The 18121-nt window shown below is 62.6% G+C and carries 16 protein-coding genes; 9 read left to right on the top strand and 7 right to left on the bottom strand.

Translation table 11 applies throughout. The features are described 5' to 3' along the window. Window positions 1–5: 5 nt before the first annotated feature. Genes murJ through ACR0JC_RS15285 form a run of 3 tightly spaced genes read right to left on the bottom strand, consistent with a single transcriptional unit; the run spans window position 6 to window position 5483 of the window. Window positions 6–1547, bottom strand: a complete 1542-nt coding sequence (gene murJ, locus ACR0JC_RS15295) for a murein biosynthesis integral membrane protein MurJ (protein WP_170343297.1) — start codon at window positions 1545–1547, stop codon at window positions 6–8. Continuing rightward, entirely contained in the window at window positions 1544–4363 is a 2820-nt protein-coding gene (locus ACR0JC_RS15290) for a [protein-PII] uridylyltransferase (RefSeq protein ID WP_170343296.1), read from the bottom strand. Before ACR0JC_RS15290 ends, murJ begins: the two co-directional genes overlap by 4 nt. Next, the gene (locus ACR0JC_RS15285) at window positions 4323–5483 is read right to left on the bottom strand and encodes a penicillin-binding protein activator (RefSeq protein WP_170343295.1); all 1161 of its coding nucleotides are present in this window, start codon (window positions 5481–5483) and stop codon (window positions 4323–4325) included. The genes ACR0JC_RS15290 and ACR0JC_RS15285 overlap by 41 nt, the downstream gene beginning before the upstream one ends. A gap of 88 nt (window positions 5484–5571) precedes the next feature. On the opposite strand from ACR0JC_RS15285, the gene rsmI reads away from it, so the two are divergent. From rsmI to gshB, 3 genes are all read left to right on the top strand, one after another. Further along, window positions 5572–6429, top strand: a complete 858-nt coding sequence (gene rsmI / locus ACR0JC_RS15280) for a 16S rRNA (cytidine(1402)-2'-O)-methyltransferase (protein ID WP_170343294.1) — start codon at window positions 5572–5574, stop codon at window positions 6427–6429. 1 nt (window position 6430) lies between these two features. Beyond that, the gene (locus ACR0JC_RS15275) at window positions 6431–6802 is read left to right on the top strand and encodes a YraN family protein (protein WP_170372196.1); all 372 of its coding nucleotides are present in this window, start codon (window positions 6431–6433) and stop codon (window positions 6800–6802) included. Window positions 6803–6863: 61 nt separating this feature from the next. Next, a complete protein-coding gene (gene gshB, locus ACR0JC_RS15270; RefSeq protein WP_170343293.1) occupies window positions 6864–7796 on the top strand; it encodes a glutathione synthase in 933 nt (310 codons plus the stop codon). Here the strand turns inward: gshB and ACR0JC_RS15265 are convergent. From ACR0JC_RS15265 to cobU, 4 genes are all read right to left on the bottom strand, one after another. Further along, window positions 7793–9307 carry a YifB family Mg chelatase-like AAA ATPase gene (locus tag ACR0JC_RS15265; RefSeq protein WP_170343292.1) on the bottom strand — a complete coding sequence of 505 codons (1515 nt, stop codon included), beginning with the start codon at window positions 9305–9307 and terminating at the stop codon, window positions 7793–7795. The genes gshB and ACR0JC_RS15265 overlap by 4 nt on opposite strands. 64 nt (window positions 9308–9371) lie before the next feature. Continuing rightward, window positions 9372–10250: a glutathione S-transferase gene (locus ACR0JC_RS15260; protein ID WP_170343291.1), complete on the bottom strand. Its 879-nt coding sequence runs from the start codon at window positions 10248–10250 to the stop codon at window positions 9372–9374. Window positions 10251–10308: 58 nt separating this feature from the next. After that, a complete protein-coding gene (locus tag ACR0JC_RS15255; protein ID WP_170343290.1) occupies window positions 10309–10887 on the bottom strand; it encodes a histidine phosphatase family protein in 579 nt (192 codons plus the stop codon). After that, window positions 10884–11405, bottom strand: coding sequence for a bifunctional adenosylcobinamide kinase/adenosylcobinamide-phosphate guanylyltransferase (cobU, locus tag ACR0JC_RS15250; RefSeq protein WP_170343289.1), 522 nt, complete (start codon window positions 11403–11405; stop codon window positions 10884–10886). The genes ACR0JC_RS15255 and cobU overlap by 4 nt, the downstream gene beginning before the upstream one ends. 101 nt (window positions 11406–11506) lie before the next feature. Between cobU and ACR0JC_RS15245 the strand changes: the two genes are divergently transcribed. The 6 genes from ACR0JC_RS15245 (at window position 11507) to ACR0JC_RS15220 (ending at window position 18083) form a co-directional block, all read left to right on the top strand. Beyond that, entirely contained in the window at window positions 11507–12385 is an 879-nt protein-coding gene (locus tag ACR0JC_RS15245) for an RNA polymerase factor sigma-32 (protein WP_170343288.1), read from the top strand. Next, a complete protein-coding gene (locus tag ACR0JC_RS15240; RefSeq protein WP_170343287.1) occupies window positions 12382–13206 on the top strand; it encodes a ChaN family lipoprotein in 825 nt (274 codons plus the stop codon). Before ACR0JC_RS15245 ends, ACR0JC_RS15240 begins: the two co-directional genes overlap by 4 nt. A 64-nt stretch (window positions 13207–13270) precedes the next feature. After that, window positions 13271–14467 (top strand): bifunctional phosphopantothenoylcysteine decarboxylase/phosphopantothenate--cysteine ligase CoaBC, encoded by a 1197-nt coding sequence (coaBC, locus tag ACR0JC_RS15235; protein WP_170343338.1) that lies wholly within the window; start codon window positions 13271–13273, stop codon window positions 14465–14467. 39 nt (window positions 14468–14506) lie between these two features. Next, entirely contained in the window at window positions 14507–14962 is a 456-nt protein-coding gene (dut, locus tag ACR0JC_RS15230; RefSeq protein WP_170343337.1) for a dUTP diphosphatase, read from the top strand. After that, complete coding sequence (locus ACR0JC_RS15225) at window positions 14962–16008, top strand: HesA/MoeB/ThiF family protein (RefSeq protein ID WP_170343286.1); 1047 nt, start codon at window positions 14962–14964, stop codon at window positions 16006–16008. Before dut ends, ACR0JC_RS15225 begins: the two co-directional genes overlap by 1 nt. Window positions 16009–16067: 59 nt before the next feature. After that, on the top strand, window positions 16068–18083 hold the full coding sequence (locus tag ACR0JC_RS15220) for a M3 family metallopeptidase (RefSeq protein ID WP_170343285.1): 2016 nt from the start codon (window positions 16068–16070) through the stop codon (window positions 18081–18083). Window positions 18084–18121: the final 38 nt, after the last annotated feature.

Here is an 18121-nt window from a genome sequence, read left to right as displayed (position 1 = left end):
GGCGGTCAGGACCTTCGCAGGGCGGACCGGAACTCGGACAGACGGAACGCGCCAAGCAGGTGGCCGAGAAGGAAGTAAGACAGTGCCGCGAACACGATCAGGCCCAGCAAGGCCAGATAGCGCCAGCCCGGAACCTCGAACGTCCAACCGAACAGCTGCATAGCCGCGATCAGCACCACACCCATTCCGATTGAGGCGGCCAATATCCTGGGTGCGCGGCGCTTGAACCGGTCGTCGAAACGGGCCTCCTCGCCCATGCGCCGGGCGCCCAGTGCCAACAGCGCCACCATGCCCCACCCGGCGGCCGAGGCCGCGATGGCCGGGGCGATCCAGCCGACGATCGGGTACAGCCCAAAGGCCAGCACGGCGTTGATGACCATCGCCACAACGGCATACCGGAAGGGCGAGCGGGTATCCTCGCGGGCGAAGAACAGCGGTTGCAGCAGCTTTTGCAGCATGAAGGCCGGCAGGCCGATGCCATAGACCGCCACGGCCAGCGCGGTGGCAGCCGTGTCTTCGGGGGTGAACTGTCCTCGTTCGAACAGGACCGAGACCAGCGGCACCGGTATGAGCACGAAAGCCACGGTTGCTGGAATGGTCAGCAACAGGGTGAACTCTCCGGCGCGGGAAAAGGCGTTGCGCGCGCCATCGCCGTCCCCCGCGCGCAGGCGGCGCGACAGGTCGGGTAACAGCACGATGCCCACGGCGATGCCAACCACGCCCAGCGGCAGCTGATACAGCCGGTCGGCGGCAAAGAGCCAGCTGATGGCCTTTTCGGTCTTTGACGCGACCAGCTGCCCGACAACGAGATTGACCTGCGTCACCCCCATGGCAAGTGCCGCCGGTACCGCGATACGAACCATGTTGCGCATTTCAGGGCTGAGCTTCGGTCGGCCGAACCGGATGCGAATTCCGGCGCGTTCGGTGGCGACCCAAACCAGCGCCAGTTGAGCAACCCCGGCAATGGGTATGACGGCGATGAGCCAACGGATGACCTCGCCTCCGGTTGCCGCGCCTACGATCAGTGCCGTGCAGGCGAATATGTTCAGCAGGACCGGAGCCGCAGCAGCGGCGGCAAAGCGCCCCGTGGCATTGAGAACCCCGGAAAACAGCGCGGCCAGAGACATGAAAAGGATGTAGGGAAAGACGACATATCCGTACCCGACCGCCAGATCGAAACGTTCGTCGCCATAAAACCCTTCGGCCGTCAGCCAGACCAGCCCCGGCATGAACACCATGGCCAGCCCGACCAGCGCCAGAACGGACGCCGCCAGCAGGTTGAACGCATCCTGCGCAAACCCCTGCGCGTCTTCGCCGCCTTCCAGCCGTTTCGAGAACATCGGAACGAAGGCCGCATTGAAAGCGCCCTCGGCGAAGAACCGGCGGAACATGTTGGGTAGGCGGAAGGCTGCGACGAAAGCATCCATGACCGGCCCCGGCCCGATATAGGCTGTCAGCAGGATTTCCCGCAAAAAACCCAGAATACGGCTGGCAAGGGTCCAGAACCCGACCGTGAACAGGCCCGAGAACAGGCGGATCTGCTTCATGAGGCCGCCCGCTCGGCGCCTTCGGTGATCGCGGTGCGCAGCTTGGCTTCCAGCGTCTTCTGCTTGGCCTCCGAGTGGTATTTGAGCCCGAACATGTCCTTGACGTAGAACGTATCCACCACCTGCTCGCCATAGGTCGCGATCACGGCATTGGCGATATAGACATTGGCGGCGGCAAGGGTCCGGGCCAGATCGTAGAGCAGGCCCGGCCGGTCGCGGGTGTCGACTTCGATGATCGTGTAGATCTCGGACCCTTCATTGTCGAAGGTGATGTGCGTCGGGACGTTGAACGCCTTTTCCCGCTTCTTGATCTTGTCGCGGGACTTGAGCGCCTCGCGGGCCACGACCTCGCCCTTGAGGGTGCGGTGGATCATCTGGGTCAGGCGCGGCAGACGCGACAACTCGAACGGGTGACCGTCAGCGTCCTGAATCCAGAACGCGTCAGTCACGTAGCCGTCCTTGGTGGTATAGCTGCGGGCATCGACCACGTTTGCGCCCACAAGCGCCAGCGCACCGGCAATCCGGGAAAAGATGCCGGGATGGTCGGCCATGGCAAAGCACGCCCGCGTCGCATCCCGGTCTTCGTCCGGGTGCAGCCGGATTTCCATCGCCGCCGGATCCGCGCTTTTTTCCAGCGCGCGCAGCATTTCGGCGAACTCGACATGGGTCGAGAGGTTGAGCCCCTGCCAATACGGATCGTAGTGCCGACCGGTTTCCGTCTTGAGGTCGGCCTTGGACCAGGCTGACAACGCGTCACGCAGGGCTTTCTTGGCTTCCGCGCCACGATTGGCACGGTTGAGGTCCTCCATCCCGGTTTCCAGCGCGCGCTTGGTTTCCGCGTGCAAGGCCCGTAGCAGGGTGGCCTTCCAGTTGTTCCAGGTGTTCGGCCCAACGCCGCGGATGTCGCAGACTGTCAGAACCGTCAGCAGATCCAACCGTTTGACGGTCTGAACCGCCTTGGCAAAGTCGCGCACCGTGCGCGGGTCCGAGATGTCACGCTTCTGCGCCATGTCCGACATCAGCAGGTGATAGCGCACCAGCCATTCGACGGTTTCGCATTCTTTCTTGTTAAGCCCCAGCCGAGGCGCGACCGTCCGTGCGATCTTGGCCCCCAGGATCGAGTGATCCTCGGGGCGGCCCTTGGCGATGTCGTGCAACAGCAGAGCGACGTAAAGCACACGCCGGTTCACTCCGCCCTCGAGGATCGACGAAGCCAGCGGCAGCGCTTCGACAAGTTCGCCCCGCTCGATTTGCGCCAGGTTGATTATGCACTGGATCGTGTGCTCGTCCACCGTGTAGCTGTGGTACATATTGAACTGCATCATCGCCACGATGGGCTCGAACTCGGGGATGAAGGCCGACAGAACGCCCAACTCGTTCATGCGGCGCAGCGCGCGTTCGGGATTGCCGTGTTTCAGCATCAGATCCAGAAAGATGCGCCTCGCCTCTTTGTCGTTGCGCATTTCGTCATCGATCAGGTGCAGGTTGGCCGTGACCAGCCGCATCGCATCGGGATGGATCAGCATACCCGTGCGCAGGCCTTCCTCGAACAGACGCAGTAGATTCAGCTTGTCGGACAAAAAGCTTCTTGGGTCGGCCACATCCAGTCGGCCATGAACAACCCTATAGCCCGGCTTGACCCGTGGCTTGCGGCTGAAGATGCGTTCCAGCAACGGCGCGTTCTTCATATGTGCCGCTTCAAGCTTGGTCAGGAAGATCCGTGTCAGCTCTCCCACCTGAGTGGCTTCTCGGAAATAGCGTTGCATGAAGATTTCGACGGCCCGGCGGCCGGCTCGGTCTTCGTAACCCATGCGGTCGGCCACCTCGACCTGCAGATCAAAGGTCAACTGTTCGGTTGCGCGCCGTGTCACCAGATGAAGATGCGAACGTACGGCCCAAAGGAAATCCTCGGCCTGCACGAACGTGTTGAATTCGTCTTGGGTGAACAGCCCCAGCGGGACAAGTTCAGCCACGTCCTGAACGCCATAGATGTATTTGGCGATCCAGTACAGCGACTGCAGGTCACGAAGGCCGCCTTTACCTTCTTTCACGTTCGGTTCGACCATGTAACGCTCGCCCTGCTTGTGGTGGCGTTCGTCGCGTTCATGCAGTTTGGCTTCGATGAATTCGCGTTCGGTTCCTTTGAACAGCTCGGATTTCAGCCGGCTTTCCAGCTCATCCGCAAGGTCCCGATCACCGGCCAGATAGCGCTGTTCCAGCATCGCTGTCCGGATCGTGAAATCCTCGTCTCCCAGACGCAGGCAATCACGGATCGTGCGCGAGGAATGCCCGACTTTCAGCCGTAGATCCCACAGGATGTACAGCATCGACTCGATCACGCTCTCGGCCCAGGCGGTGATCTTGTAAGGAGTCAGAAACAGCAGATCGACATCCGAAAACGGCGCCATCTCGCCGCGCCCATAGCCGCCCACCGCCAAAACCGCCATCTTCTCGCCCTGGGTCGGGTTGGCCAATGGATGCAGATGCTGTCCGGCCACGGTCATCGCGGCGCAGACCAGCCCATCGGTCAGATAGGTGTAGGATCGCGTCAACGGCCGGGCGTCAAAGGGCCGGGCGGCGAACGCCTCTTCGATGGCCTGACGCCCGGATTTCTGAGCATCCCGCAGGATCCGGACGGCCTCGTTTCGGGCTGCGGCCGTTTCCGGAATGTCTTTCAGGGCCTTCGACAGCAGCGCGTTGACCTTTTCGCGATCGAAGATTTCGCTGGCGTCGCAGATCAATGCGCCAGCCGGCGCGGGGATCGTCAAAAGCTGATCAGAAACCGGCGCCAGAGAAGCTTTGCGGGGCAGGGTCAATCACAACTACCTGTTTGTTCTGGATCGTGGCCACGGCCAGACCTCGTTCATTCGTACCGTTCGGGCGCAGACGGAAAATACCGCCAACACCCTGGAACCCGGCATTCTGGGTCAGGGCCGCGGCGGAGAGGGCATTGGACTTCCCTTGGCTGGCCAGAGCGCCGATGGCGGCGATGCCGTCATAGGCCAGGCCGCTGATCGGATGCGGGGCCTCGCCATAGGTCGCGTTGTAGCGCACGCGATAGGCCTGGGCCTTGGCAGGGTCGGGCAAGGCAAACCACCCGCCTTGCACGCCCGGTAGTTCCAGCGTCTGGGCCGGAATGTCCCAGCGGGTCAGGCCAATATATTGCACGGTTGCCGGTGGGACACCGGCCTCGGGCAGCAACTGGCTGAATAGCGGCAGCGCACCGGCGGTCGTGGCGGTCAAAAAGAGCGAATCCGCCCCCGTCGAGTCCACAGTTGCCTTGATTGCAGGGATGGCGTCGATCACACCCTGCTGAGATCGATCAAAACCGACCACACCCGCATTCGCCACACGGCTGTTGCCAAGTGCGTTCGAGATTGCCGCCTGGCCCAATTGGCCTGCCGCATCGTTGCTGTGCACGATGACGGTGCTTTTCTTTCCCTGTTTGCCGGCGTAGCTGACAAGCCGGTTGGCCGTGTTGTCGAAGGTCGGGCCAAGAACAAACACGTTTCCGCCGGCAATGCTTGTATTGTTCGAGAAGGATAGAACGTTCACGTTCTTGCTCAGAACCGCAAGGCCCGCAGCATTTGCAGCCTGCGCGTAGACCGGCCCCAGAATGACCTTTGCGCCGTCGGCAACGGCCTGCTGCGCAACTGCGGCTGCCGTGTTCGGATTGCCGGCAGTGTCATAGACGCGAAGATCGATCTTGACGTTGTTCAGATCGGCCATGGCCAGCCGTGCAGCGTTCTCAAGGCTTTGCGCCAACGCGGCGTCGCCCGATTTGGGCACCAGCAGGGCAACGGGGATCGGCTCTGACGTGTCTATCGACGGTCCGCGCCCGGTGGCGCCGGGTTCGCAGGCGGCCAAAAATGCCGCCGTGGTCAGGCCGATGGCGAATTTCGCCAGTTTGCGAACGGGCTTGCAAACGGTAAACATCTAAATGAAAACTCCCTGATCCGGCGGCAAAGAACGCTGCTGTTCTATCACGCCGCGATAATAAACGTCACGCTGCGAGGGTCCAGCTTTGAATTTCCAAAAGGTAAGATTGGCTGGGGGGCTGTATTTTGTTGCCACTCCGATCGGAACGGCGCGCGACATTACGCTCAGGGCGCTGGACGTTCTGGCCTCGGCTGATGTGATCGCGGCGGAAGATACACGCAGCCTGCGCAGATTGATGGAGATTCACGGTGTACCCCTCGAAGGGCGGCGCATCCTGGCCTATCACGACCACAGCGGCACGGCTGCGCGTGAAAAACTGATTGCCGAACTGTCACAGGGCAAGTCCGTGGCCTACGCGTCCGAGGCCGGCATGCCCCTGATCGCCGACCCGGGCTATGACCTGGGCAAGCAGGCGGCCGAGGCCGGGTTCAGCGTGACCTGCGCCCCCGGAGCGTCAGCCGTCGTGACGGCGCTGACCCTGGCGGGCTTGCCAACGGACGCCTTTTTTTTCGCCGGATTCCTGCCGAATGCGTCCGGCGCCCGCCGAACACGGATCGAGGCGTTGCGGGATGTTCCCGGGACGCTGGTGTTCTATGAATCCCCCAAGCGTTTGGGGGCGTGCTTGTCGGATCTGGCGCAGGTTCTGGGTGGCGAGCGTCAGGCCGCGGTCTGTCGTGAACTGACCAAGAAGTTCGAAGAAGTCCGGCGGGCTAGCCTTGCAGAGCTGTCCGAACAATATCGAGGTGCCACTGTGAAGGGCGAGATCGTCTTGCTGGTAGACCGTGCCCATTCACAAGCCGTTAACGATTCAGATGTAGAAGAGGCGCTGCGACAGGCTCTGGAAACGCACTCGGTCCGGGATGCGGCAGATCTGGTGTCCAGGATGTATGATTTGCCGAGGCGGCCGATCTACCAGAAGGCCTTGAAGATAGGAAAGGGATGATATGGCGCGACGGTCGGTCCAGGGCTCGGTTTCCTATCACGCCGGGCAGGCGGCCGAGCAGAGCGTCGCTACCGACTACGAAAGCCGAGGGTTCAAGGTCTGTCACAGGCGTTGGCGCGGCGCGGGTGGCGAGATCGACCTGATCGTCCGGGATGCGCAGGGCCTTGTGTTCGTCGAGGTCAAGAAAAGCCAAACCTTTGACAGCGCCGCCGCGCGGATCAGCAAGCGTCAGATCGACCGGATATACGCCTCAGCGGCGCAGTATTTGGCGCGGGAACCGAGCGGGCAACTGACCAATGTCCGGTTCGATGCGGCTCTGGTGGATGCAACGGGCGCAGTGCAAATCGTCGAAAACGCCTTTGGTCAGGGCTGATCGCCATTGAACACCCGTCCCCGCTGGGCCATGTATCTGGCGTGACTACGAGGGACACGCCATGAAAATCGCCTTTCAGATGGACCCGATCGGGGCCGTGGACATCAATGCCGACAGCTCGTTCCGGCTGGCCGAAGAAGCCCAGGCCCGTGGGCACCAACTGTTTTACTACGGACCCGATCAGCTGGCCTATCAAGAGGGGCGCATCACCGCCCGCGGTCACGACATGACGGTGCAGCGGGTTGCGGACCAGCCGGCGGTTCTGGGGCCTGAGCGCGAGGTTGATCTGGCGGATTTCGATGTCGTCTGGCTGCGGCAGGACCCGCCGTTTGATATGCACTATATCACGTCCACGCACCTGCTGGATCGGTTGCGTGGGCAGGCTCTTGTGGTGAATGATCCGTTCTGGGTGCGCAACTATCCGGAAAAACTGCTGGTTCTGGATTTTCCCGACCTGACGCCGCCCACCACGATCGCCCGCGATCTGCAGACCATCAAGGCGTTCAAGGAAAAGCACGGCGACATCATCCTCAAGCCGCTCTATGGCAATGGCGGGGCCGGCGTGTTCCGGCTGGACGCCGATGACCGCAACCTGACTTCGTTGCATGAGTTGTTCACCGGTTTCTCGCGAGAGCCGCTGATCGTTCAGAAATTCCTGCCGGATGTGCGCAACGGCGACAAGCGGGTGATCCTGGTCGATGGCGAACCGGTCGGCGCGATCAACCGCGTTCCGGCCGAGGGTGAGACCCGGTCGAACATGCATGTGGGCGGCCGCCCCGAAAAGATCGGGCTGACCGACCGCGATCTTGAGATCTGCGCGGCCATCGGTCCGCTGCTGAGGGAAAAGGGCCAAATCTTTGTGGGTATCGACGTGATCGGCGACTATCTGACCGAAATCAACGTGACCTCGCCCACCGGAATCCAGGAATTGGAGCGGTTCAACGGCACAAATATTGCCGAAAAGATCTGGCAGGCGATCGAGGCCAAGGTCTAAGCCGCAACCCGCGCGCTGATCCTGTAGCTCAGCGCCTCGGCCACATGCGGGCGGCGCACATCGGGCGCGCCCTCGAGATCGGCAATGGTGCGGGCCACGCGCAGGATGCGGTGGTAAGCCCGTGCCGACAGGCCGAACCGCTCGGCCGCCTTGACCAGCAGGTCCTTGCCCTCCGCGTCTGGTGCGGCGACCTCCTCCAGCAGATTGCCCTCGATATCGGCGTTCTGGCGAATCCCGGGCGTGTCCTGAAAACGCCGGGCCTGAATTATGCGCGCCTGCTGCACCCGCGCAGCGACGGTAGCCGAGCTGTCTCCGGATGGCGGCAGGTCAAGGTCGGTAAAGCCCACTGGCGGCACTTCGATCCGCAGGTCGAACCGGTCCATCAGCGGCCCCGAGATGCGGCCCAGATAGTCCTCGCCGCAGACGGGTGCGCGCGAGCAGGCGCGGGACGGGTCGCTGAGATATCCGCATTTGCAGGGGTTCGCCGCCGCCACCAACATGAACCGGCAGGGGTATTTTACATGGGCGTTGGCGCGGGCGACCATGACTTCGCCGGTCTCGATGGGCTGGCGCAGGGTTTCCAGAACCGTTCGCGGAAACTCGGGAAATTCGTCCATGAATAGGACGCCGTTGTGGGCCAGGGAAATTTCGCCGGGTTTTGCGCCTTTCCCGCCGCCCACGATCGCCGCCATCGACGCCGTATGATGCGGTTCGCGGAACGGGCGGGTCCGGCTGATGCCGCCTTCGTCCAGCATGCCGCACAGCGATTGGATCATCGAGGTCTCGAGCGCCTCGGTGGGCGTCAACGGCGGCAGAATGCCGGGCAGGCGGGCGGCCAGCATGGATTTGCCTGACCCCGGCGTGCCGATCATTATCATGTGGTGACGGCCGGCCGCTGCGATTTCCAATGCGCGTTTTGCCCGTTCCTGCCCTTTTACGTCGCGCAGATCGCGGGTCGAGGGCTCCAACCTGACCTCGCCTGGCTGGGCGACCGGCAGGGGCGACTGGCCGGTGAAATGGCGCACGACGTCGGCCAGGGACGTGGCCCCGATCACCTGGGTCGCGTCAACCCAGGCCGCCTCGGCACCTGACGCGCGCGGACACAGCAGCGTGCGGCCCTCGGCCGCGGCGGTCATCGCGGCGGGCAGGGCGCCGGCCACGGGCACCAATGAGCCGTCCAGCGAAAGTTCGCCCAGAGCCATGGTGCCTTCGGCGGCGTCGGCGGGCAGGATGTCGATCGCACAGAGCAGGGCCAGCGCGATCGGCAGGTCGAAATGGCTGCCTTCCTTGGGCAGGTCAGCGGGCGACAGGTTGATCGTGATGCGTTTGGAGGGCAGCGCAATGGCCATCGCGCTGAGCGCACTGCGCACGCGTTCGCGGGCCTCGGACACGGCCTTGTCCGGCAGGCCGACGATTGAAAAGGCGGGCAGCCCGGGAGAGACGGCGCATTGCACCTCGACCGGGCGGGCCTCGACCCCCTGAAAGGCAACGGTATGAGCGCGGGCGACCATGGCGATCCTGTTCTTGGTTAACGGGACCTTGCTGCCATGGCTTCGGTTTAGGAATGGTTAACGGTCACACCGCTTGCCGGATCATTTGCGTGAATTTCGGCCACGCTCCGGGGTCGGCCACGGTTTTGTCGCGGCAGAAGGTGTTGCAGAAGCCCCATCGATTTCCATCCAGCTCCAGAAATGCGGTCACTGGCTTGCCGGAATAGGGGCAGCGGTCATTGACCGAAGGCCCCGCCTCAACCGCGCGGGCCGTCGAGGCCCCGCCGATCGGCCAGGGCTCGGCGTCGAGCGGCTGGTCATAGGGGAACGGGTCGTAGTCGACAGTCAGCCCCATCGCGCGCCATTGCCGAACCGCCGGGTCTGACAACAATTCCATGCAGTAATCGCGGCTCTGCACTGACACGGGCAGACCATAGCCGATGATCCGGGCTGCGACCGGCGTATAGAACACATCGGCCAGCGAATAGCTACCGAACAATGGGCCGGTATCCGTGCCTGAGATTTTGCGCGCATGCGCCCACAGGGTCTCGATCCGGGTCAGATCGGCGCGGGTTTCGTCGGACGGCTCGAACCCTTTCCAGCGGTGTTTGAGCTGCATGGGGCAGGCCGACCGCAGCGCGTGGAACCCGGCGACCATCTCGGCACACAGCCAACGGGCGGTTGCGCGGACGGCGGCGTCTTGGGGCCACAGCCCGGCATCGGGGTGTCGTTCGGCCAGCGTCTCGGCCATGGCGAGGCTTTCGCCGACCACCGTGCCGTCGGGCAGGCGCAGCGCAGGAACCAGACGGGCCGGGGCCAGCGGCTGCATGTCCCGGGCCATCGTGCCCGAATACAGGCCGATCATGTGGGTCGTGTAGGGTACGCCGAATTTTTCCAGCATAAGCCAGCCGCGCATGGACCAACTGGAAAACAGGCGGTCCCCGATGAAAAGGTCATATGTCATGGCCCGAGGATGGTCGAACGCCGGATATCAGTAAAACGCTGATTTGTGCGCGTTGTGTTCACGGAAGATGATTGATCCGGCCGACCGACCAGGTTTTGCCGTCAACGGCCAGCTCAGTCACCGACAGGTTATCGATGCGATGGGCAAAGGTCTGTTGCGCGTCCAGGTCAAGGGTGCGCTGTACCTGGGTCAGGATCACGCCGAAATGGGCCACGATGACCAGATCGGCGCCGGTATGCATACCGATCAACCCGTCGATCGCCGCGTCGACCCGCGCGCGGACCGCGTTCCAGCTTTCGCCGTTGGGCGGGCGCACGTCGCCGGGGCTGTCCCAATATGCAAAGGCCAACTCGGGGTCTTCGGCCTCGATCTCGGCGAATGCGCGCATTTCCCAGGTGCCGAAATGGATCTCGCGCAGGTCGGGATGGTGCGGCAGCCGGCGGCGTGTGCCCTGAATGGCCGTGGCCGTATCCGCGGCGCGCGACAGGTCCGACGAAATGACCAGCGCATCCTGCGGCAGGTGGTCATGCAGGCGCGCGATGGCCGCGTGGTCGCTCAGGTCGGCGGGAATATCGGACCAGCCCACCATCGTTTTGGCATGGGTCGGGCCATGGCGGACAAGATATAACCGGGTCACGGCAACTGGCCTTTCAAAATCTGCGGCAGTCCCGCGATGACCTGAACCACAAGGTCGGCTTGGGCGGCGAGGGCGATGTTCAACCGCCCCTGCGCCTCGCGGAATTTGCGGGCCAGCGCATTGTCGGGGACGATACCGTGCCCCACCTCGTTCGAGACGATTACGACCTGCGCGGGGCAGGTCCGTAGCGCGGCCAGAAGGGCGGCCTGTTCCTGTTCAAGATCGCTGTCGGCCAGCAGGTGATTGCTGAGCCACATCGTGGCGCAATCGATAAGACAGACCTGATCCCGGCTCAGCCCCGCCAGCGCCGGGCGCAGGTCCATCGGGGCTTCGATCGTGGCCCAGCCGTCGCCTCTTTGGTCCACATGGCGCCTGATTTTTAGGCGCATCTCATCATCAAACACTTGTGATGTTGCTAGGTAGACGCGGGTTTTTCCTGTTGAAACAGCAAGTTGTTCGGCAAATGCAGATTTTCCCGATGCCGCGCCACCCAGCACAAAGGTTAAATCGGGATGCATTTTTTACTACCTTTACAGTGATCCACCCGGTGCGCCCTTGCGTATCGACCATACGTCGGCAAGGCAAGACCGGCGGCGCCTACGACAGATGGGAGAGCTGCATGGCACTGGATAACCCGAACGACTTCTCGATGTCCCGGCAGGCTATGAAAGCCGAATTGCTGGATGCGGAAACCGAATTGCGCCTGGCTTATGCTTGGCGCGACGAGCGCGACGAACAGGCCCTTCACCGGTTGATAACGGCCTATATGCGTCTGGCCATTTCAATGGCGGCCAAATTCAAACGCTATGGCGCTCCGATGAATGACCTGATCCAAGAGGCCGGGCTGGGTCTGATGAAGGCCGCTGACAAATTCGACCCGGATCGCGGGGTCCGGTTTTCGACCTATGCGGTGTGGTGGATCAAGGCCAGCATTCAGGATTACGTGATGCGCAACTGGTCGATGGTACGGACAGGTTCTACATCGTCCCAGAAATCCCTCTTCTTCAACATGCGTCGCGTGCAGGCTCGGCTGGAGCGCGAAGCCGCGACCGATGGTGTCGAATTGGACCGTCATCAGCTGCACCAGATGATCGCGGCCGAGATCGGTGTACCGCTGCGCGATGTGGAAATGATGCACGGCCGGTTGGCCGGCTCAGACTTTTCGCTGAACGCCGTTCAATCGGCTGACGAGGATGGTCGCGAGTGGATCGACGCGTTGGAGGATGATCGCGAGCAGGCTGCGGAAACTGTCGAGAACAGCCACGATACCCACCAGTTGCGCGAATGGTTGATCACGGCGATGCAAGCGCTCAACGACCGGGAACGTTTCATCGTGCGCGAGCGCAAGCTGCGTGAGCCGGCGCGCACATTGGAAAGCCTCGGTCAGGAACTGGGTTTGTCCAAGGAACGCGTGCGACAGCTTGAGGCAGCGGCGTTCGTGAAGATGCGCAAGAACCTTGAAGCTCAATCGCGCGAGGTGCAACACTTCTTCGCATGAGACATCTTGCGATTCTGACGGCGGCCGTGCTGTCGCTGACACTTTTGACCCGGCCAGTTCTGGCCGGGGACCTTATTGCCGACGATATATTGGCACAGATGAGGGACGCCGATGTCGTGATCCTTGGCGAAGTTCACGACAACCCGCTGCATCACCTGGTCCAGACCGAAGCGATTGCGGACATCGATCCGTCTGCGATGGTCTGGGAAATGGTGACCGAGGAAGGGGCTCAGAGACTGGCGCAGACTGCCGCCTCGAACCCCGAGGAGCTGTCACGCATCCTGAGATGGGCCGAAACGGGATGGCCGCCGCTCAGCATGTATTACCCTGTTTTCCAAGCATCAGAGGCCCCGGTATACGGAGCGATGGTGCCGCGCGCGGCTGCGCGGGCTGCGATGGAACGCGGTGCCGCAACGACTCTGGGCGCGGATGCGGCGCGATATGGGTTGAACATTCCGTTGGCGCCCGAGGATCAGGCGGCGCGCGAGGCCGAGCAATTGGCAGCGCATTGCAACGCACTTCCCGCCGAGGCTTTGCCGCAACTGGTGGCGATCCAGCGTCTGCGCGATGCTGTTCTGACCCGGGCCATTCTGCGTGCAATTGATGAAACTGGCGGTCCGGTGGCGGTGATTACCGGAAACGGGCACGCGCGCAAGGATCAGGGCATTCCGACCTTTCTGTCGCGCCTGCGTCCGGGCCTTAAGGTTTTTGTTCTCGGTCAGGCCGAAGACGGTGTCGTGACCGGTGAATTTGACGCGGTGATTGACAGCCCCGCGGCCGAACGCGAAGACCCCTGCAAGGCCTTCGAGTCTCAGAATTAAGCGCTGGAACTCGGGGCACGGGTTGCATAGTGTCGAGGCCGAGCACGACCGGGAAGGGCTGAACATGCTGGCATCCAAACGGATCCTCCTGATCCTTGGCGGTGGGATCGCGGCCTACAAATCGCTGGATCTGATCCGAAGGTTGAAGGAGCGCGGGGCGGCGGTGACCCCGGTCCTGACCCGCGCTGCCGAGGAATTCGTGACCCCCTTATCCGTGTCTGCACTTGCCGGTGAAAAAGCTTATCGTGATCTGTTCGACCTGACGGACGAGGCCGAGATGGGACATATCCAGCTGTCACGTTCGGCTGATCTGATCGTCGTGGCCCCGGCGACTGCGGATTTGATGGGAAAGATGGCCGGGGGTCTGGCCAATGATCTGGCATCGACCCTGTTGATGGCCACGGATACCCCTGTTTTATGTGCGCCGGCGATGAACGTGCGGATGTGGAACCATCCGGCAACTCGCCGGAACCACAAGCAGTTGATCGCGGACGGCGTCCGGTTTGTCGGACCCAATGACGGTGACATGGCTTGTGGCGAGTTCGGCCCCGGCCGCATGTCAGAACCTCTCGAAATCGTGGCGGCGGTCGAGTCTGCCTTGTCGGATGGCCCACTGAAGGGTAAGCGGATTCTCGTGACGTCGGGGCCGACGCATGAGCCGATTGATCCGGTTCGGTACATCGCAAACCGATCCTCGGGGGCGCAGGGGACGGCGATTGCCAACGCTTTGGCGGCCCTGGGGGCCGAAGTCGTTTTCGTAACCGGCCCCGCGGATGTGCCACCACCCCAGGGCGTCCAGGTTGTGCAGGTTGAGACTGCGCAACAAATGTCGGATGCGGTGGACGCGGCTCTGCCGGTGGATGCGGGCGTGTTTGCCGCAGCCGTGGCCGATTGGCGGGTAGACGGGGCATCAGACCGCAAGTTGAAGAAAAGCCGCGACGGAATGCCTGCACTGCAATTTGCCGAAAACCCGGACATCCTCAAACGGATTTCGCATCTGGAGACCGGCCGACCCAGCTTGGTCGTGGGTTTCGCCGCCGAGACGGATGATGTGATCGCCCACGCAACCGCCAAGCGGGCGCGCAAAGGGTGTGATTGGATCCTAGCCAATGATGTCAGTCCGGTGACCGGCATCATGGGTGGGGCCGAAAATGCGGTCATACTGATTTCGGATGCGGGTGCCGAGGAGTGGCCGCGCATGGGCAAGGACGCAGTGGCCGTACGGCTGGCGGAAAAGATCGCGGCCGCGCTGGCGCTGTGATGCGGTTGTTTGACAGAAGATGAAGGTTGGGATGCGCTGATGGTGGCAATCCGGGTGATCCGAGAAGACGGGGCCGATCCGGCCATTGCATTGCCGTCCTATGAAACGGCCGGGGCAGCCGGCGCGGATGTGCGGGCCAACCTGCCTGATCGAGGGTCGATCACCCTTCAACCCGGTGAGCGCGCCTTGGTCCCGACCGGCCTGCGGGCAGAGATTCCGGATGGATATGAGATCCAGGTGCGTCCGCGCTCGGGACTTGCGTTGAAACACGGGATCACGCTGCCGAACGCACCGGGCACGATCGACAGCGACTATCGCGGTCCCTTGGGGGTGATCGTGCTGAATGCGGGTCAGGAAGCCTTTGAAATCGGACACGGCGACAGGATTGCGCAGCTTGTCGTGGCCCCGGTGATCCAGGCGCGGTTCGAGATGGCGGACAGCCTGCAGGAGTCGCAGCGCGGTTCCGGTGGGTTCGGATCCACGGGGCGCGCCTGATGGTTCTGGTACTGGCACTGGCAGCGGGGCTGTGGGGGCTTGGCTACCTCGCTGGTGCCTCGCGTACTGCCCGTTGGGTGTCGGTTTTGGTGTTGCTGGCAGGTGTGGTTCTGTCTCATCTGGTTTTGCCCGACGGGAACCCACTGCGCGAGGCCACGGGCGGCTCGGCCGCGATGTGGCTGATCCTAGGTGGCTTCGTTCTGCTGGCCATGGGTTATGGCGCTGTGGTGAAAGCCCTGAGGCGCCGGGCCAATCCACCGTCAGATATTCGTCCGAACAGCCCATCTGACCAGTTCAGCGAAGCCGAACTGGAGCGCTTTGCCCGTCACATCGTCCTGCGCGAGCTTGGTGGACCCGGGCAGAAACGGATGAAGATCGCTCGTGTATTGGTGATCGGGGCAGGTGGGTTGGGCGCACCGGCGCTGCAGTACCTTGCAGCCGCCGGCGTGGGCACGATTGGCGTCATTGACGATGACGTCGTCGAGAATGCCAATCTTCAGCGGCAGGTCATCCATCGGGATGCCGATATCGGAATGCCCAAAGTCTTTTCTGCGCAGCAAGCAATGGAGGCGCAGAACCCCAATGTCATCGTGCGCCCGTATCACCGCCGCCTGACGGACGACATCGCGGCCGACCTGTTTGCGGATTATGACCTGATCCTCGATGGCACCGACAATTTCGAAACCCGGTATCTGGCCAACCGCACCGCGGTGGCTTTGGGCAAGCCCCTGATCTCAGGCGCGCTGTCCCAATGGGAAGGGCAACTGAGCGTGTTTGACCCCGCCAACAACGGCCCTTGCTACCAATGTATTTTTCCCGAAGCGCCTGCGCCGGGTCTGGCGCCTTCCTGCGCCGAGGCTGGGGTGGTCGGGCCACTGCCGGGCGTGGTGGGGGCGATGATGGCGGTTGAGGCGGTCAAGGTAGTCACGGGTGCAGGTCAGGCGTTGCGTGGCGAGATGCTGATCTATGACGCGCTTTATGGCGAAAGCCGCAAGATCACCCTGTCCCGTCGGGACGATTGCCCGGTTTGCGGGCAACCCGTTTGATCGCGGCCACTGGACGATCTTGCCCTGCATTCCTAGCTTGACGCTTGAAGGAGACCCCAATGACCAATCCGATCCTGTCCGACTGGACGACCCCGTTCGAAATCGCGCCCTTTGCCGAAATCTCGGATGACGATTTTGCCCCGGCACTGGAAGCTGCTCTGCAGGCCCATGCCGACGAGATTAATGCCATCGCGACGAATACCCGGCCCGCGAGTTTTGCCAACACGATCGAAGCGCTGGAAGCGGCGGGCGAGGCCTTGAACAAGGTTCTGTCGGTGTTCTTCACGGTCGCTGGCGCAGACAGCAACCCGGAGCGCGAAGCGCTGCAACGGGAGTTTTCGCCCAAGCTTGCAGCCCATTTCGCCGCGATTTCCTCGAACAAGGCGCTGTTCCAGCGTGTGGACGACCTTTGGGCGAAACGAGATACGCTGGATCTGACCGAGGAACAGGATCGGGTTTTGATGCTCACCCATCGCGGGTTCGTCCGCTCGGGTGCGGCGCTGCACGGGGCGGAAGATGCCCGGATGCAAGAGATCAAGGCGCGTCTGGCGTCATTGGGCACCGCGTTTACGCAAAACCTGCTGGCGGACGAGCGTGGCTGGTTCATGGAGCTGACCGAAGATGATCTGGCGGGACTGCCAGGTTTCGTGGTTGATGCGGCACACGCGGCCGGTCGTGAAAAAGGGGCCAAGGGGCCGGTTGTCACGCTGTCGCGGTCTCTGATCGTGCCGTTCCTGCAGTTCTCGCCACGTCGTGACCTGCGCGAAAAGGCTTACCGCGCCTGGGCGTCACGCGGGGCAAACGGAGGCGAGACCGACAACCGCGCGATTGCCGCCGAAATCCTTCAGCTACGCGAGGAACGGGCCAAGCTGCTGGGCTATGACAGCTTTGCGGCCTTCAAGCTGGAGACCGAGATGGCCCGAACCCCCGAACGGGTGCGCGACTTGCTGATGCAGGTCTGGGCACCCGCCAAGGCCCGGGCCGAGGCCGACGCGGAGATCCTGACGCGGATGATGCAGGAGGATGGCGTCAACGGTCCGCTCGAACCCTGGGACTGGCGGTACTATGCCGCTAAACGGCGCAAGGCCGAGCATGATCTGGATGAGGCAGAACTCAAACCCTACCTGCAGCTGGAGCGCATGATCGAAGCCGCCTTTACCTGCGCCAACCGCTTGTTCGGGTTGGAGTTCGCGCCGTTGGACGTTCCGCTGTACCATCCGGATTGTCGAGCTTGGGAGGTGACCCGGCGTGGCAAACACGTTGCCGTGTTCATCGGAGACTATTTTGCGCGTGGATCGAAACGGTCGGGTGCGTGGTGCAGCGCGATGCGCGCGCAGGCCAAGTTTCCCAAGGTCCAGACGCCAATCGTCATCAATGTTTGCAATTTCGCCAAGGGCGATCCGGCGCTGCTGTCATATGACGACGCACGGACCCTGTTTCATGAATTCGGGCACGCGCTGCACCAGATGCTGTCGGATGTGACCTATGACAGCATCTCGGGGACCAGCGTTGCGCGGGATTTCGTGGAGCTGCCCAGCCAACTGTATGAGCATTGGCTGGAAGTACCGGAGGTTCTGGCCGAGTTCGCAACTCATGCCGAAACCCGAGCTCCGATGCCACCGCAACTGCTGGACAAAGTTCTGGGTGCCGCCAATTTCGATCAGGGTTTTCAGACGGTCGAATACGTCGCCTCGGCGCTGGTCGACCTGGCCTTCCACGACGGTCCGGCCCCGGCTGACCCCATGGCGAAGCAGGCTGAGGTTCTGGCCGAGATCGGGATGCCGCATGCCATCGGTATGCGCCACGCGACGCCGCATTTCGCTCATGTATTTGCGGGTGATGGCTACAGCTCGGGTTACTACAGCTACATGTGGTCCGAAGTGATGGATGCCGACGCATTTGCTGCCTTCGAAGAGGCAGGAGGCGCGTTTGATCCCGAGCGGGCGCAGGCTCTGGAGGACAATATTCTGTCCAAAGGAGGCTCGAAGGAGGCCGAGGATCTGTATCTGGCGTTCCGGGGCCGGTTGCCGGGTGTCGAAGCCCTGCTGAAAGGTCGGGGACTGGTGGACGCGTAGCGGTCGAATAGCGCCAGGCAAGACGGGGGCGGCGGTCC

Source organism: Ruegeria sp. CH5, assembly GCF_056537025.1.
This window is presented reverse-complemented; position numbering and strand designations above follow the sequence as displayed.